13 protein-coding genes and 1 pseudogene are annotated in these 16,420 nt (G+C 64.9%); 2 read left to right on the top strand and 12 right to left on the bottom strand.

The features are described from left to right. Positions 1–23: 23 nt before the first annotated feature. Positions 24–293: a GNAT family protein gene (locus tag ZAL01S_RS10720; protein ID WP_306301596.1), complete on the bottom strand. Its 270-nt coding sequence runs from the start codon at positions 291–293 to the stop codon at positions 24–26. On the opposite strand from ZAL01S_RS10720, the gene ZAL01S_RS10715 reads away from it, so the two are divergent. Next, positions 186–677, top strand: a complete 492-nt coding sequence (locus ZAL01S_RS10715) for a hypothetical protein (protein ID WP_306301595.1) — start codon at positions 186–188, stop codon at positions 675–677. The two genes, ZAL01S_RS10720 and ZAL01S_RS10715, sit on opposite strands and share 108 nt — an antisense overlap. 14 nt (positions 678–691) lie before the next feature. Beyond that, the gene (locus tag ZAL01S_RS06940) at positions 692–1,615 is read left to right on the top strand and encodes a Ppx/GppA phosphatase family protein (RefSeq protein WP_066081662.1); all 924 of its coding nucleotides are present in this window, start codon (positions 692–694) and stop codon (positions 1,613–1,615) included. A gap of 215 nt (positions 1,616–1,830) precedes the next feature. On the opposite strand, the gene ZAL01S_RS06935 is transcribed toward ZAL01S_RS06940, so the two are convergent. From ZAL01S_RS06935 to ZAL01S_RS06885, 11 genes and pseudogenes are all read right to left on the bottom strand, one after another. Then, complete coding sequence (locus ZAL01S_RS06935; protein ID WP_066081661.1) at positions 1,831–4,311, bottom strand: ATP-dependent Clp protease ATP-binding subunit; 2,481 nt, start codon at positions 4,309–4,311, stop codon at positions 1,831–1,833. A gap of 195 nt (positions 4,312–4,506) precedes the next feature. Continuing rightward, entirely contained in the window at positions 4,507–5,688 is a 1,182-nt protein-coding gene (locus ZAL01S_RS06930; RefSeq protein WP_066081659.1) for a hypothetical protein, read from the bottom strand. 150 nt (positions 5,689–5,838) lie between these two features. Then, positions 5,839–6,327: pseudogene (locus ZAL01S_RS06925) on the bottom strand (MFS transporter); the annotation flags it as partial. Positions 6,328–6,345: 18 nt separating this feature from the next. Further along, positions 6,346–7,134 (bottom strand): MFS transporter, encoded by a 789-nt coding sequence (locus ZAL01S_RS06920; protein ID WP_066081655.1) that lies wholly within the window; start codon positions 7,132–7,134, stop codon positions 6,346–6,348. A gap of 19 nt (positions 7,135–7,153) precedes the next feature. Then, positions 7,154–7,366 carry a hypothetical protein gene (locus ZAL01S_RS06915; RefSeq protein ID WP_066081653.1) on the bottom strand — a complete coding sequence of 71 codons (213 nt, stop codon included), beginning with the start codon at positions 7,364–7,366 and terminating at the stop codon, positions 7,154–7,156. 223 nt (positions 7,367–7,589) lie between these two features. Further along, the gene (gene lysS / locus ZAL01S_RS06910) at positions 7,590–9,191 is read right to left on the bottom strand and encodes a lysine--tRNA ligase (RefSeq protein WP_083523156.1); all 1,602 of its coding nucleotides are present in this window, start codon (positions 9,189–9,191) and stop codon (positions 7,590–7,592) included. Between the two features lie 106 nt (positions 9,192–9,297). Further along, a complete protein-coding gene (locus tag ZAL01S_RS06905) occupies positions 9,298–11,946 on the bottom strand; it encodes an alpha/beta fold hydrolase (RefSeq protein ID WP_066081649.1) in 2,649 nt (882 codons plus the stop codon). 77 nt (positions 11,947–12,023) lie between these two features. Next, positions 12,024–12,878 (bottom strand): pantoate--beta-alanine ligase, encoded by an 855-nt coding sequence (panC, locus tag ZAL01S_RS06900; RefSeq protein ID WP_083523155.1) that lies wholly within the window; start codon positions 12,876–12,878, stop codon positions 12,024–12,026. A 115-nt stretch (positions 12,879–12,993) separates the two neighbouring features. After that, complete coding sequence (locus ZAL01S_RS06895; protein WP_066081645.1) at positions 12,994–13,719, bottom strand: DUF2520 domain-containing protein; 726 nt, start codon at positions 13,717–13,719, stop codon at positions 12,994–12,996. A 67-nt stretch (positions 13,720–13,786) separates the two neighbouring features. Further along, positions 13,787–15,799 (bottom strand): PH domain-containing protein, encoded by a 2,013-nt coding sequence (locus ZAL01S_RS06890; protein WP_066081643.1) that lies wholly within the window; start codon positions 15,797–15,799, stop codon positions 13,787–13,789. Further along, positions 15,799–16,284 carry a PH domain-containing protein gene (locus tag ZAL01S_RS06885; RefSeq protein ID WP_244875360.1) on the bottom strand — a complete coding sequence of 162 codons (486 nt, stop codon included), beginning with the start codon at positions 16,282–16,284 and terminating at the stop codon, positions 15,799–15,801. Before ZAL01S_RS06885 ends, ZAL01S_RS06890 begins: the two co-directional genes overlap by 1 nt. Between the last annotated feature and the right edge of the window lie 136 nt (positions 16,285–16,420).

Genomic DNA, 16,420 nt, shown 5'->3' with positions numbered 1-16,420 from the left:
CTGGCGTGTGCCCACGTTCGGAACTAGGCCGCCTCGTGCAGCTCCCGAATCATGCGCGTGTTCCCGAGCGTGTTGGGCTTGAGATACGGCAACTCGTGGAACTCGTGGACGCCCATGTCCGGCGAGCGGAGGATCTCGTGGAACGTCGCATCGTCGATGATTCGCTCTTCCACCTCACGGAATCCATGCTTCGCGAAGAAGCGCGTCTCGAAGGTGAGGCAGAACAGACGGTCAAGGCCGAGCGCGTAGGCACGCTCAACGAGCTCGCTGAGGATGCGCGAACCAAGGCCCAGGCCGCCAGCATCCGGATGAATCGTGATCGTGCGGATCTCGCCGAGATCACGTCAGAGGACGTGAAGTGCACCGCATCCAATAACCTTGCCATCCGATCGCTCAGCGACGACAAACTCCTGAATCGACTCGTAGAGCCAGACCCGTTCTTTCCCAAGAACACGACCATCAAGCACGTAGGGCTTGATGAGGTCTTCGATGGCGATGACATCGCGCGTCGTTGCTGCGCGAACGGTGAACTGCTGCACGGGACGAGAGTAGGGCACAAGAACGCCCGCCACGCCAGTGTCGTGCAACACATTTCACCGAGACGCCAAGAGCGGGATCCAGATCTGTCGACACTCGACGAACAATTGGTTCAGCATGCGACCGGGCGGGCTTTCTGAGTACCCTCGACACCATGCGACTTGGAGTACTCGACGTCGGTTCGAACACCATTCACCTCGTGGTGGTGGACGCCCATGTTGGCGCACGTCCCACGCCCGAGGCGTCGCAGAAGAAGACGCTGCGTCTCATGCGCTACCTCACGCCGGATGGGTCAATCAGCGACGAGGGCGTCGACACGATCATGTCGGCGATGCACGATGCCGCGAAGGTGATCCGCCGCTCGAACCTCGATGCGCTGCTGCCGATGGCCACAAGCGCACTGCGCGAAGCGAAGAACGGCCCGGCGCTCCTCGAGCGGATCAAGCGCGAAACCGACATCGAACTGCAGGTGATGTCGGGCGAGCAGGAGGCTTCGACGACGTTCCTGGCTGCGCGCCGCTGGTTTGGATGGGCTGCTGGCAGGATCATGCTCGTCGACATTGGCGGCGGCTCGCTCGAGCTTGCGATCGGTAACAATGAGGTGCCAGAGAAGGCGGTGTCGGTCCCGCTTGGTGCGGGCCGCACGACGCTCGGTTTCCTGCACGATGACCCGCCGACGCTCAAGCAGCTCGAGGCCCTCCAGCGCCACGTGCGCAAGACCCTGGAACCGCATGCGGCGACGTTCCGGAAGCGTGACCGCCCCGACCAGTTTGTGGGCACCTCGAAGACGGTCCGTTCGCTCGCTCGCCTGGCGGGGTCGGTGCAGGATGGCATCGGCTCGGCCGACCGCGTCACGCTCCGCCAGTGGCAGCTTGAGGATTGGGTGCCGCGCCTCGCGCAGATGCCGGCGGCGGCTCGTCCCGCACTCCCGGGCATCACGCAGGACCGCGCCTTCCAGGTCGTGGCTGGCGGCACGGTGCTCCTCGAGGTGATGCGCATGTTCGACATCGACGAGCTCGACGTGTGCCCCTGGGCGATGCGCGAAGGCGTCCTCCTCGACTACCTCGACCGCATGTAGTCCCGCACTCCCTCCCCACTCAGGTCGCAATCACGACCCTAGGTTTCGCCACCTAAGGTCGAAACTGCGACCTGACTGCCGGCGGGAACTACGTCGCGCCGCATCACGCCCACGTCACGTGGTTCAGGTCGCAATTGCGACCCTAGGTCGCGCGACCTGAGGTCGAAAGTGCGACCTGAGCAGAGGGAACGGGGACGTGTGTGTTCGCGCGAACGCTACTCGGCAGTGGCGGATTCCGTTGCGACCGGCTCGAGGCGCTTGCGCGTCTCGAAGGTGAACTTCGTGCCGTCATAGTCGACCGAGACGTGGTCGCCCGCCTTGAGCTCGCCGCGGAGGATCTGCTCCGAGAGGAGATCCTCCACCTCGTGCTGCACAGCACGGCGCAGCGGACGAGCACCGAGCGTCGGGTCGTGGCCGATCGTGATGAGCTGCTTGCGCGCCTGCTCGCTCACCTCGATGGTCATGTCGCGGTCGAGCATGCGGTCGGCGAGACGCTTCACGAAGAGGTCGACGATCTGCAGGAGCTCCTTGCCGGACAGCTGCGGGAACACGATCGTGTCGTCGACGCGGTTGAGGAACTCGGGCTTGAAGTGCTTCTTGAGCTCTTCGTTGACCTTCGCCTTCATCCGCTCGTACGAGGTCTCGGTGTCGCCCTCGACTTGGAAGCCGACGGGACCACCCGCGATGTCCTTCGTACCGAGGTTCGTCGTCATGATGATGACCGTGTTCTTGAAGTCGACGATGCGACCCTGACCATCGGTGAGACGCCCCTCTTCAAGCACCTGCAGGAGCGAGTTGAAGATGTCCGGGTGTGCCTTCTCGATCTCATCGAAGAGGACGACCGAGAACGGCTTCCGGCGCACCTTTTCGGTGAGCTGGCCACCCTCTTCGAAGCCGACGAATCCTGGAGGGGCACCGAACAGGCGCGAGACCGTGTGCTTCTCACCGAACTCCGACATGTCGAGCGAAATGAGCGCCGACTCGTCATCGAAGAGGAACTCCGCGAGCGCCTTCGCTAGCTCGGTCTTACCAACACCCGTGGGGCCAGCGAAGATGAACGAGCCGGAGGGACGGTTCGGGTCCTTGAGGCCTGCACGCGTGCGGCGGATGGTCTTCGAGAGCGCCTTGATGGCCTCGTCCTGACCGATCACTCGCTGGTGGAGGGCGTCCTCCATGAACACGAGGCGTGCGGTCTCTTCCTCAGTGAGCTTGTACACCGGGATGCCGGTGGCCTGCGCGAGCACCTCGGCAATGAGCCCGGCATCCACCGTGCCCGACGCCTGCACATCGCCCGAACGCCACTGCTTCTCGAGACGCACACGCTCAGCGAGGAGCTGCTTCTCATCGTCGCGGAGCGAAGCGGCCTTCTCGAAGTCCTGCTCGCCAGCCGCCTTTTCCTTCTCCTTGCGGACCTCGGCGATCTTCTCGTCGAGTTCGCGAAGCTCCGGCGGCGACGAAAGCACCGAGAGGCGCAGACGAGCACCGGCCTCGTCGAGGAGGTCGATTGCCTTGTCCGGGAGGAAGCGGTCGGAGACATAACGGTCGGCGAGGTTCGCGGCGGCGACGATCGCGTCGTCCGTGATCTTCACCTTGTGGAACTCCTCGTAACGCTCACGAAGACCCTTGAGGATGTTGATCGTGTGTGCGATGGAGGGTTCTTCGACCTGCACCGGTTGGAAGCGGCGCTCGAGGGCAGCATCCTTCTCGAACTGCTTCTTGTACTCGTCGAGGGTCGTGGCACCGATCGTCTGGAGTTCACCACGCGCGAGCATGGGCTTGAGGATCGAGGCAGCGTCGATCGCGCCCTCAGCAGCACCGGCACCCACGAGTGAGTGGATCTCGTCAATGAAGACGATGATGTCGCCGCGGGTCTTGATTTCCTTCGTGACCTTCTTGAGGCGGTCTTCAAAGTCACCGCGGTAGCGGGAGCCAGCAATGAGCGAGCCGAGGTCGAGCGAGTAGACCTGCTTCTCCTTGAGCGTCTCGGGCACTTCGCCGTTGACGATGGCCTGCGCGAGGCCCTCCACGACGGCCGTCTTACCAACGCCGGGCTCACCAACGAGCACGGGGTTGTTCTTGGAACGGCGCGAAAGGATCTGCATGACGCGCTCGATCTGCTTCTCGCGGCCAACGACCGGGTCGAGCTTGCCGTCTGCGGCGGCCTGGGTGAGGTTGCGACCGTACTGGTCGAGCACGGCCGAGCCCTGGCCCTGGTTCGAGGGGGCGCCCTGGTCGCCGGCAGCGACGGGCTCCTTGCCCTGGTAACCGGAGAGGAGCTGGTTCACCTGCTGGCGCACACGGTTGAGGTCAGCGCCAAGCTTCACGAGCACCTGCGCGGCAACACCTTCGCCCTCGCGGATGAGGCCAAGGAGGATGTGCTCGGTGCCGATGTAGTTGTGGCCGAGCTGGAGTGCCTCGCGCAGCGAGAGCTCGAGCACCTTCTTCGCGCGCGGTGTGAAGGGGATGTGCGCGGTGGGCTTCTGCTGGCCTTGGCCGATGATGTCCTGCACCTGGGCGCGGACCGCGTCGAGCGAGATGTCGAGCGATTCGAGCGCCTTGGCAGCCACACCCTCGCCCTCGCGGACGAGACCGAGCAAGATGTGCTCGGTGCCGATGTAGTTGTGGTTGAGCGCCTTCGCCTCTTCTTGGGCGAGCACGATCACGCGACGCGCACGGTCGGTGAAGCGTTCGAACATTCGGTTCCTCCTTGCTTCGCGGCCAGGACCTCGATCGACGATGGACCGGTCGCGAGCCGTATGCGAACCAATGTACGGAGCCGCGCGGCCCTGTGGGGCGCTGTTCGCCAGCGGCGGATGAGGCCCGGGGTGGGCGCAAAGGTCATCCCCGCGCCGTCCCACACCCTGCTCCGCGGTGACGGGAGGGTGGGACGCCTAGTTGCCGCCGCGTGAGACGTGGCAGCGGCCGGTCGCGACGGACCGCGGATCGGCGCCCGCGCGCTGGGCAAGCCACACATTGCCGAGGTGGCTGCTGAGCTTTCGCCAGTTGTCGTCGCTGTGGAAAACGCAGTCGTTCACTTCGACAGCGAATTCAAAGTTGTTGGCTCCGGTGAGGGGGCTTCCCATGACCGAAAGGCGCCAGCTACCGGCACCGTCGTCGAGGGTGCCGAGGATGTGTTCGACGGCGCGACCGGAACTGCTCTCGAGGAACGCATCCTCAATGGTTGTCTTGGAGTGCTCGCTCAGTTCGTCGTTGAAGAGGGCCAGTTCTGCCCGTCGCTCGGTGGAGCCGTTGGGCGATTCGACGATGTGGATGGCGTTCTCACCCTTGAGCTTCGCGAGCTCGTCGCCGAAGGAGGCCAGGCGGTCAACCTCCTGCGAGGACGGCATCTCGGGCTTCAGGAACTCACCGCGGACGCGACCGTCGAGGAGCGTGAGGTCCCACGCGCCCGCGCTCGCCCCTGGATCATCGATCGCGCGCGCTGATTCGATTAAGCGTGCCGCATCGTCAACACCACTCGGCGAGGTGGCATCGAGGTGCACGTAGCGCGGCGCATTCGAATCGGATACGGGGTCGGTGTATTCCGGAGCGCTCGGGCTCGGCGAGGCGGAGGAGGTCGCGACTGCAGCATTCCCGAAGGCATCGTGCACCTCGGAGGCGAGATGCCCTTCCACGGGCGCGGCATCACCGGCTGCTGCTTCGCCGCCCGGGGCGGTCGAAGGGCCTGGCCCAGCAACAAAAACATCCAGTGTGTCGATGCGAACGGATGAGAAGCCGAGCGCTGACAGCTGCGACCAGTACGACACCTGCTGCTCGACATCCGCGACGGTGCTCGGCTCGAAATAACTGTAGCTCGCGTTGCCGAGCACGAGTTCTGCGTGGGCTGTCGCACCACTTCCTGCAGCTGCCAGCGGTGTGTCAACGAATTCCTTCGTGACGCGGGCCACCTCGGAGAGTGCCTCGGGCGAGAGTTGCTCGGCCAGGTTCACCGTGAGGTAGACATTGCCGGAGGAGCCTTCACCATCGGCGGTCACACTCGTGACGCCGTCGATCTGCTTGAGCGTGTCATCCACTGCCGCGACGTGGGGATCGACCGTCGCCTCCTCGGTCTCCACGCATCCACACATCGACCCAGACCCGACTGCGAGGAGTGCGCACGCCGCAAGCAAGCGAGCGGATGTGCGCATATGAAATCTCCGAGCATGGATGCCGTCGGGGCGGCCTGGTCGAGTGGTCGTGCCGACCTTAGGCCCCGCATCCCGGAATTAGCTGTGGGGTTGCGCAGTGCCCTCAGGCATCGCGCCAGCCTCCGCGATCTTCGGCAACATCCGCCACACCAGGGCGAGGGCAAGCGCAGTTCCTGCCGCCGCGCACCACATCGCCGTTGAGACGCTCGTGAGGCTCGCGATGGCACCACCGATAGGGGTACCGATCGCGATACCGCCAAAGTTCGCAAGCATGAACACCGCCGAGACGCGGCCGCGCACCGCACTCGGGACGGCACGGCCGCGAATCGTCTGGTTGATGCCGGTCCACACCGTGTCGTACGCACCGAAGACAAGGAAGATCGGCACGGCAAAGCCCCAGTGGCTCGTCATCGCGAAGCTTGCGTGCACGAGTACTTCGAGGCTCAGCGACACCCGCATGATGAGGCCGTAGCTACATCGTTCTTCCAGCCAGCCGTAGGCGGCAGCGCCGACGACACCACCAACCGCGCTCACCGCCATGAGGAGGCCATAGCCACCCGCATCGAGCCCGAGCGTCCGGGTCGCTCAGATCACGAGCAAACCCCAGGTGATGCCGTACGTGATGTTGAAGGCGAAGAGCGTGAGCGAGAGCACACGCATGGGGGCGTGGTTCCAGAGCCACGAGATGCCCTCCGCGAGCTCAGTGCGGAGCCGAGCAAGACCTTGCTCAACCGAGTCAGCAGCATCCGGATCACGGTGGTCGGGTACCCGCATGCCGGCAATGACGACGAGCGCGAGCAGGGTCGTCACCACGGCCACACCGTACGGGATCGCGTGGGCGACAACAAAGAGCAGGCCACCGAGCGCTGGCCCGAGCAGCTGGTTCATGATGCGGTGACTCGCGCTCAGGCGGGCATTCGCGATGCCAAGTTCCCGCGACGGCACAAGGTCGGGGACGATCGACGACCAGCTCGTGTCGAGGAACACTTCGCAGCATCCGAGCGCAAACAGGCACACGAACAGCATCGGCAGGTCGAGGACGCTCAACCCAATGAGGGCGATGAGGACCGTGAGAACGGCGGCCCGCACCCAGGAGGCGATGTGAATGAGCGGAAGCCGCGGCAGGCGGTCGACGATCACCCCGGCACCGAGGCTCAGTACGAGCCACGGCAGTTGCACGACGAGCGCCGCAATCGAGATGAAGAACGGGTCGTCGGTGAGACTTGCCGCAAGCAGCGGACCAGCCGCGATGAGGATGCCGTCACCAAGGTTCGAGATGGTGTTGGCGCCGAGCACGCGACGGAAGGGCATCCCGATGCGCGCCGGGACGAGCCATTCGAGCACTCGCCGGCCGAGTGATGCTGAGCCGGTCATGGGGCTCCCCGTGGATGCGTTACTTGGTCGTGGCAGTGGAGACTGCTGCGTTCGACGCGGCGGCTTCCTTCGGCGGCAGGCCGAGACGCGCGCGCTCTTCGGCTTCCACCTGCTGTCGCATACGACGCTCATTGCGGTCGCCGACGATGCAGGCGCGGATGATGAATCCGAAGAAAGTGCCGATGACGATGGTCGGGGTCACCGACCAGAGCGCGTTCATCCAGAAATCCATGGTCGGATCAGTCTACTCGCGCGTACGCGAGGTGGTCGAGATCTCGATACGGCCCACGGCCGACTCGATCCCCCGGTGCCGCCCGAAGGCGGTGTATCGAGACCGCCCGTGCACACACTGCCACACCGCGTGTCCCCGATACGCCGCTGCGCGGCTACTCGACCATCTCAGCTGTGAGGTGGTCAAGTGCCGCGCAGTTGCGATCAGCTCAGTTGCGCGAGCGCTACTTGACGAGCGGGAAGAGCACCGTTTCACGGATACCAAGACCCGTGAGGGCCATAAGGAGACGGTCAATGCCCATACCCATGCCACCCGACGGCGGCATCGCGTGCTCGAGCGCGGCAAGGAAGTCTTCGTCGAGCGGCATCGCCTCGTCGTCACCGCGGCCAGCAAGCTTCGCCTGCTCGACGAAGCGGGCGCGCTGCTCAACCGGGTCGACGAGCTCCGAGTAGCCCGTCGCGAGCTCGAAGCCGCGAACGTAGAGGTCCCACTTCTCGACAACACCCGGAACCTCGCGGTGGTTCGCGGTGAGCGGTGAGGTGTCGAGCGGGAAATCCATGACGAAGGTCGGACGCTCGAGGTGCTCCTTCACGAAGTGTTCCCAGAGCTCCTCGACGTACTTGCCCGGCGTCGCGGTCTTGGCGTTCACCTCAACGCCAGCCTTCTCGGCGAGTGCGGCAAGCTCCTCGATCGGGGTCTCGGGAGTGATCTTCACGCCCGCAGCATCCGAGAGCGAGGGGTACATCGAGAGGCGGTCCCAGTCGCCACCGAGGTCGAACTGCGTGCCGTCGTGCCAGGTGACGACGTGCGAACCCGCAACCGCCATGGCTGCGTTCTGGATGAGCTCCTGCGTGAGGTCAGCGATCGAGTTGTAGTCGCCGTAGGCCTCGTACGCCTCGAGCATCGCGAACTCGGGCGAGTGCGTCGAGTCAGCACCCTCGTTGCGGAAGTTGCGATTGATCTCGAACACGCGCTCAAGGCCACCGACGACGGCGCGCTTGAGGTAGAGCTCCGGTGCGATGCGCAGGTACAGCTCCGTGTCGAAGGCGTTCGAGTGGGTTGCGAAGGGACGAGCCGCAGCACCACCGTGCATGACTTGCAGCATCGGCGTCTCCACCTCGAGGAAGCCGTGCTTGGCAAAGGTGTCGCGCAGCGACGCGTTCGTGAGGGCACGGGTGCGAACCGTCTGGCGGGCCGCCTCGCGCGTGATGAGGTCGAGGTAGCGAGCGCGGACGCGGGTTTCCTCGTTGAGCTCCGAGTGGAGGTTCGGGAGGGGACGCAGCGCCTTCGAAGCCATCTGCCACTCGTCGACCATGATCGAGAGTTCACCGCGCTTGGAGACGACGACCTCACCCTTGGCGAAGACGTGGTCGCCGAGGTCGACGAGCTCCTTCCAGCGCTGGAGGGCGTCTTCGCCGACGTTTGCCTGCGAAAGCATGAGCTGGATGCGCTCGCCGCCGCCAGCCTGGAGCGCTGCGAAGCAGAGCTTGCCGGTGTTGCGGACGTGGATGACGCGGCCAGCGAGGGCAACGACATCCCCGGTCTCAGCGCCGGGCTCAAGCTCGGCGACCGGGTGGGCGGCGACGACCTCGGGGATCGAGTGCGTGATGGGCAGCGACACCGGGTACGGGTTCACGCCCTCCTCGAGCATGCGCTTTCGCTTGCCCAGGCGCACCTGCTTCTGCTCCGAAGCCTCGGCTTCGGTGAGCTCAGTCGGGTCTGCGGGCGTGGGCTGCTCAGCCAATTCATACTCCTGCGTTTGTTGGGCGGGGATTCTATTGTCCACTGTTTTGTGGACGGAAGGTTCGCCTGCTTGCCCCAACATCTCCCGGAGCAATGACTGCAGCAGGCGAACACGACAGCAAGCACAATCCACCCACGCACAGCGGTGGCCCGGCATCTCGACCGGGCCACCGCTTCAATATGCGACGTTATGAATTAGCTTCTTCGTCAACCCTGGCACCGCGGCGCAGGATCAGACCGCTCGCGGCAAGCACGACGGCCCCAGCGAGCGTCATCCACAGCAGGGATGCGTCAATACCGGTCGTGGACAGCGAACCCCCGTCGCGTGCTTCCGGCAGCATGCTCGGAGCCGGGCTGTCAGGAGCCGCGGCCGCACTGGCGCTCGGAGTCGGCGACTGGGCGCCGCTGCTGGCGCCCACGACCGTGAGCACAGCCTCCGCCTTGACGACAGGGTCGTTGTCGGCGAGGTCAGACGGCACGATCGAAATCGGGTAGTCCCCCGCCGCGACACCCGCCGGAAGCTGCACGGTCAGGGTCAAAGCACCGTGCACGTCAGAGGTGCCCTTCACGCTCATCCCACCGAACTCAGCCGGGAGGGCGAGCTCGTACTCGATGTTGCGCACGAGACCGCTCGCACTCAGCGTCACCAGCTCACCGCCAGCCCCTCGCGCAGATGAAAGGGTCGGTTCAGGACGGAACGAATGCACCTGGCACTCATTCCCGGTGATCTTGTTGGAGTAGATGTCCTTCGTGTTCATGCCCGACTGACCAGGGATGTCATTCGGCACCACCAGATCAAACAGGTAGCGCTCACCGATGGCGGTCGCGCACTCCGACCCGGAGAGGAACGAACCGTGCGAGTTCGTGGCAACCGTCAGAAGGGTCGTCCCCGAAGCCGCGGCTGCCACCACGCCGTTGTGATACGGCGTCGCCGAGTCATACGAGCCGGCAATGAACAGCACATTCGGCATCGCCTCCAGCGACTGGCCGGCAGGCATCGTGAACTGGTCCTGGTAATAGGTGCACCAGTCATTCACGGGTTCGATGCCCCTCTGGGTGCCATCCGCGGTGAGGCCCGGATCAGTGAACGGTGCCACACGGTATTGCTCCGCCATTTCTGCCGACAGTCCGGCGGGGTCATCGTTCTTCCCCGGCGGGGTGCCACGGTCGGTGCACCAGATCGTGCGGAACGCAGCATCCGTCAGCTCGTACTCACCGGCGGCATCGCGGTTGTAATAGTTGTCGGCGAGCAGCATCATCGTGGTGGCGTCGCCGCTTCCCTCAAGTGCCGCGAGGGCAGCGTTGAGCACGGGCCACAGCCGCTCCGAATACATCGCCATGATCGTTCCCTGCGTCATGTCGGCGAAGCTCAGCGGACGTCGATCGACGGGATTCGCTTCCTTCGTCTCGTACGCGGTTCCACCCCACGCCTGCTGCGCGATGGACTGATACTTGGCGAGCATCTGGGCCGTGTCCCCCGAGGTTCCCAGCGCGCAGGGGATCTTCTGGCCTCCGTCCTGGAGCGGCCAACCGTCATTCGCGGCACACGAGGCCATGAACTGCTCGAAGGTGGCTTGGAAACCTGCGATCTGGTCGAGGTCGCCCGTGACCGGGACATTCGCGAAGTACTGCTGATACTTCGCAAGCTCTGCCTCGTTGTTCTCAAACGGGTTGACGACCGCGTCGAGGATGAGGGCGCGAATGTTGTCCGGGAACGCCATCATGTACTGGTAACCGATCGAGGTGCCGTAGGAGTATCCGAGATAGTTGATCTGCTCGTCGCCGACGACAGAACGCAGCACGTCGAGGTCGCGCACGACGTTGCCCGTGCCGCTCTGGGAGATGAAGTCGTGGCCGTCAATGCCGAACGCTGCGCCCGTGTTCTCGTAGCAGTCGTTCGTCTTCGCTTGCAGCAGCTGGTTCTGCTGGGCAGCCGTCAGGGTGTCAGATCCCTGGCGGATGGCATCAAAGGTGGCATTCGATTCGCAACGGATCATCGGAAGGGACGAACCAACGCCGCGCGGGTCAAAGCCAACAAGGTCAAAGCGGTCTTGCACGGCACCGACGCCTTCCATGTCGAGCGCAAGCCCCATGCCCGAGCTGCCCGGACCGCCCGGATCCATGAAGAGTGTGCCGATACGTTCGGCAGGGTTCGAGGCGGGACGCTTCAACATGCCGATGGCGATAGTCGGACCGCCCGGGTTGTTGTAGTCAAGGGGCACAATCGCGTAGCCACACTGAATACCTTCCTCAGCGTAAAGGTCGCCACCAGCCGGGTCGTAGCTCGTGCAGTCTCCCCAGGTGACGCGCTGCGCGTAGAACTCTTCGAGCCCCGCAGGCACATTGCCGACGGCATGACCACCCGGCGTGGGGCGCGGAATCGTGTAGCCCCCGGAACCGTTCGCAAACACGTTCGCGCTCGCCGGGATGCGATAGTTCACCGGATCTGCAGGCTGTGCCGAGCCGTTGAGGGGGTCCGGCACTGTCGCGCTCGGTTTGGGCGTCGCAACAGCGCCCGCTTGCAGCGTTTGCGCGAGCTGTTCAGCGTTCACCGAGAGGTCACCCGCCTGGATGCGGTCGCGCATCTTGTTGATGAGCTGCTCGGCTTCCGCGTCAAGTTGCGCACCGTCATCGCTCGCGATGATGCGACCGTCGTCGCCCACGAGCGGCGCCGGGGTGAGCGGTTTCGTGACGGCCACAGGGTTGACGAGAGATTCCCCGGAAGCGTCCGAGGGAGAGGGGGATGCGGCGAAGGCGCTCGGCATCGCTGTGAGCGAGAGCAGCAGCGCCCCCACACCACACACTGAGCTGATCGCAACGCGTCGTGACTTCGACATGCGTTCCTTTCGGTCCACGAGCGGCCCCGTTGTCGACTCGTTTTCTCAGCAAGCATAAGGGAAGCGCACAGCTTCGATCAATTGACTGCTGTAGATACCCCGAGCATGAGCAGCTGGTTGTCGATGAGACGAGTTGTGCCGACGCGGGCGGCGAGTACCGCGAGCGCAGTGCCCGTGTGCGCACCCTCGACGGGGAGGAAGGTACTCGGGTCGACGAGTTCGAAATAGTCGAGGACTATACCGTTGTCATCGAGACATTCGCGGCCGATCTGGCGGGCAGCGTCAGCATCCGCTGCCCCGTCTGCCGCGCGGAGTGCTGCCGAGAGGCGCAGAGCCAGCTCGCGGTCCGCTGCGCTCAGGTAGCGGTTGCGGCTCGAGCGAGCGAGGCCGTCGTCTTCGCGGTTGATGGGGGCGCCGACGATGGCGGTGCGAAGGTTGAGGTCATCCACCATGGCGCGGACGAGGAAGAGCTGCTGGGCGTCCTTCTCGCCGAAGACGGCGAGGTCGGGGTCGATGATGCTGACGAGCTTGTGGACGATCGTGAGTGCACCGTCGAAGTGGCCGGGACGGTGTGCACCCTCGAGGATGCGACTTGCGGGGCCCCCGGTGACGAGCGTCTGGTCGAGGCCCTTCGGGTACATCTCGTCGACAGCGGGCGCGAACACAGCATCCACGCCTGCGCCCTCAAGGAGCGCGACATCCTCGTCGAAGGTGCGCGGATAGCGGTCGAAATCTTCACCGGGCCCGAACTGGGTGGGGTTCACGAAGATGGAGACGACGACGAAGTCTGCGTGTTCTTTCGCGAGGCGGACGAGGGAGAGATGCCCCTCGTGGAGCGCACCCATCGTGGGGACGAGGGCGATCGTGCCATTCGTGCGCGGGTCGACGAGAGCTTCCCGCGCCTCGGCGATGGTCTTCAGAATCGTCGTCACAATTCGAGGGTAGACCCCGCGACGCGGCACGGTGCTCTGTGCACAGATTTGCCGATATGTTGCCTATCCCCTCGAATTCGGGACAGAGGCAAAGAATCTGCCAACCTGTACTGCCTCAGAGGTCGTCGCTCACGAAGTCGTCTGGCTCGGGGAGGTGGGGGCTCGCATCCGCAAGCGCATTGTCGACCGCCGAGCGCACAAGCGAGGAGATCAAAAAACCGGGGGTCTCGACGCCGATCCCGGCGAGGGCTTCGGTGGACTGCTTGATGACCGAGCGGGTGAAGCTGGTTGCCGCGGCGAGAGCGTCCGCATACGTGGCACGGTCTTCTTCGGCGATGATGACGGGTTCGCCGCCAAGCTCTACGACGAGGGCCTGCGCGATGGGGAGCACGGGGCGCGGCGCGGTGACGGCACACCAAGCCTCGCGGAGGCGCGTGAGGTCGAGCGAGGTGCCGGTCACGTCAAAGGCGGGATGAACGGCGAGAGGGATGACGCCGGCGTCGAAGGCCCGCGCGAGGATCGCCGTCCCGTAACCGGGTGCAGTGTGGAGCACGAGCTGTCCCTGCACCCAAGCGTGCGCCTCGGTGAGGCGCTCGACGAGTCCCGGCAGCTCGTCGTCGTCGCAGGCGAGAACGACAAGTTCGCTCCGCTCAACAATGTGCGCCTCGTCGAGGATCGGGGCGTCGGGGACGATCGCTTCGACGCGTTCGCGCGCATGCTCATCCTCGGCAGCGATGCCGATCAGCGCATGGCCCGCGCCGGCGAGTGCGTTCGCGAGCACTGGTCCGATCGGGGCGGTGCCGATGATGCCAACGCCGAGTCGCCCATCACGTCGAGCCATTGCGTCCTCCCGGCCTGCTGGATGCCATCCGATCACTTCGAGTATTGCGGACGCACCCGGCAGCCCGCTATTCGCCCGCTCGCTCCTCGTGCACGGCAGGCCATTCGGAAGCCTCCGGCGCGGTGATGAGGAGGGAGTCGTCCTCATCGTGGCGGTGCTCGCGATCCCACTCTTCGGCGGCCTGCAGCACGGCGCTCGTGCGGGCATCCACCGGGGTGCCGGCTGCGAGCGCACGTTCGGCCTGAATGCGGGCACTCGCGATCGTCGAACGCGCCGCGGCGTCCGCCCAGCGGTGCGAGTTGTCGCGTTCGGCAGCCTCCAGGGCGATGTCGATGAGGCGATCCTGCATCTGGTCGGCGCGCTCACTGACGACGAAGCGAACCGCGGTCGCGAACGCTCCTGGCACAACATCTGCCTTGAGGTTGACGGTGCCGCGCATCCGGTCGAGGAGCGATCGGGACACGGTGACCGACTGGATACGTTCGGTGGGCACGAATGTCACCGAACGCTGCCACGCTCCCTTGCGCATGATGAGCACACCAGCTTCGAGCTGGGACGCGACGCGACGGGCGAGGAAGGGGTGCAGCCACTTCGTCGTGTGGTCAGCGGGGATGAAGCCGTCGTTGGTGTTGCGGTTGTGACCGGTCATCCCCGCGTCGAGTGCCTTGGCGAAGCCGGGTGTTGCGTGGAGTGGAAGGGCAATCGCCATGATTCGGCGGACATCGTCACGCGTGCCGACGGGAAGGATGACGTTGTTCGTGAGTGCGCTGCTCGAGCGCCCGGAGCCGTCCGAGTTCGTTCGACTCGCACGGATGATGCTCATCTGCCACCAGCCAAACGGCCGCCACAGGACCGGCTGGTGGACGCGGATCGCGTGGATGCGACCGGGCGGCAGTGTGTCGCTCGTCGTTGCGAACAGGCCGCGACCGATCCGGAGGCCGTCTGGCGTACCAACGATCGTGAAGCGTGCGAGCTGCTGGATCTGTCCGAAGGCCATACCGAACAACGGTAGGAGCGCAGAAAGCGAGCTGAAGCCGATGGCAATCGACGCTTCGAGCAACACGTTGTGAAGGTCTTCGCCGGTGGCGACGACCGTCACTACGACGCCGGCGGTGATGATGCCGATTGCAATGAGCGTAGCGACGAGCCCAACCGCGAAGTTCATGAGGCGCGAGAGGATGATGCGGGCGAGGCTCACTTCGACAACCGAACGCGTTGCGGGGTCTTCGTGGGATGCTTCACCGCCCGCGATCTCACCGATGCGTTCACGGAGGAAGCGTTCGAGGTTCGACTGCGCTGCGGGGGTCGGAATGACGCCCGGTGCGGCGGCATCCGACGCCATGTGCGCGTGCGCCTCATCTGCCACGAGCGGTTCGTCGGCGCTCCTCACGCCCGTCGTCGCGCGCTCCGCTGCCTTTGCCTGCTTCGCTCCGGAAGCGCGTGTGAGCACTTCGGTGCGGAGCGCTTCGGCATCCTTCACCTTGAGGAAAGCGAGCTCAATATTCGCGTCTTCACCGGCCGCGTCGAACTCAAGCTTTGCGAGTCCGAAGATCGCGCCGAGCACAGTCTTCGAGATGTTGATGCCCTGGATGCGGTCGAAGCGGATCTGCCGTTCGGAGCGCGAAATAATGCCCTTGCGCACCTCGATGGCGTCCTCGCCGATGCGGAAGCGGTGGCTGCGCCACTGCGCCCAGCCGAACACAACCGCGCCGATGATGACAAGGATCCAGACGGCGGTGCTGATGATGCCGTAGAGCTGGTCCCATGGGATGGAATCCCAGAATCCATTGTCAGACGGGCTCGGCGTTGCCGTCGGGCTTGGGGTGGGCGTCGGTGTGTGCGACGACTCGATCTCGCTGAGCCGGTCGTTCTGGATCGTCTGGATGAAGCCGTTGACGCCGTTCGAGAAGACGTACGCGATGAGCGCGATGAGGACGATGCCGCCACGGAGGATGGGGGTCGCCCAGTGGAGGCGCCGCCACTCCCCTGCCGCGTTCGCCTCGTTGTCGGCGTGTGCTGGCGCAGCCTGTGCCGAGGCGTGCTGCGGTTCGCCCGCAGGTCCGTTCGAGAGCGCCGCCATTACAGGCCCGCTCGGCGCGTTTCGGCGACGCGGACGAGGTGGTCGCGCATCGACTCCGCCTCAGCTACCGGGAGTCCCGGAAGCTCTGCCTTCGTGGTCGCCGCAGCCGTGATCATCTTCACCGAGGACAGCCCACACAGGCGCATGATCGGCCCGCGCCGCACATCGACGAGCTGCATGCGGCCGTACGGCACCGCAACCGTATGCTCAAACCAGACGCCTCGACGCACGATGAGGTCGTCTTCGCGCAGCGCGTAGCGAATCGCTCGCGCCCGGAAGTAGCTCATGAAGATCGAAACAAAGGCGAGCGCTGCAAAGCAGGCTGACCAGATCCATCCGATGAGTGGCACCTCAACGACAACGATGAGGAACACGGTGAGGCCCGCGAAGAAGAGCATCCAGAGGAGCGCGCCGACGGCCTCCACAACCATGTGCCGTGGCGACACGCGCCGCCAGTCGAGTTCGGTCATTGCGGGGATGGGCACGGTTCGTCCTCTGCGGTGTGGAGGTGGGCAGCTGCGGTGCTGCAGCAGCGAGTGACGTTCGCTGCGGACAGTCATCGGTGCTTCTAGACTACCGAGCCGCGAGGTTGCGGGCCTCCCCCGTGTGGTGGAGCTTTGT

The sequence above is a fragment of the [Zimmermannella] alba NBRC 15616 genome (assembly GCF_001570905.1).
Lineage (GTDB): Bacteria > Actinomycetota > Actinomycetes > Actinomycetales > Microbacteriaceae > Pseudoclavibacter > Pseudoclavibacter albus.
This window is presented reverse-complemented; position numbering and strand designations above follow the sequence as displayed.

Excerpts from the sequence above, each read along its gene's own strand:
- ZAL01S_RS06905 (WP_066081649.1), bottom strand. The coding sequence starts at position 11,946 with ATGTCGAAGTCACGACGCGTTGCGATCAGCTCAGTGTGTGGTGTGGGG.
- ZAL01S_RS06940 (WP_066081662.1), top strand. The coding sequence starts at position 692 with ATGCGACTTGGAGTACTCGACGTCGGTTCGAACACCATTCACCTCGTG.
- ZAL01S_RS06890 (WP_066081643.1), bottom strand. The coding sequence starts at position 15,799 with ATGGCGGCGCTCTCGAACGGACCTGCGGGCGAACCGCAGCACGCCTCG.
- ZAL01S_RS06935 (WP_066081661.1), bottom strand. The coding sequence starts at position 4,311 with ATGTTCGAACGCTTCACCGACCGTGCGCGTCGCGTGATCGTGCTCGCC.
- ZAL01S_RS10715 (WP_306301595.1), top strand. The coding sequence starts at position 186 with ATGCTTCGCGAAGAAGCGCGTCTCGAAGGTGAGGCAGAACAGACGGTC.
- lysS (WP_083523156.1), bottom strand. The coding sequence starts at position 9,191 with ATGTTGGGGCAAGCAGGCGAACCTTCCGTCCACAAAACAGTGGACAAT.
- ZAL01S_RS06915 (WP_066081653.1), bottom strand. The coding sequence starts at position 7,366 with ATGGATTTCTGGATGAACGCGCTCTGGTCGGTGACCCCGACCATCGTC.
- ZAL01S_RS06920 (WP_066081655.1), bottom strand. The coding sequence starts at position 7,134 with ATGACCGGCTCAGCATCACTCGGCCGGCGAGTGCTCGAATGGCTCGTC.
- ZAL01S_RS06895 (WP_066081645.1), bottom strand. The coding sequence starts at position 13,719 with ATGGCTCGACGTGATGGGCGACTCGGCGTTGGCATCATCGGCACCGCC.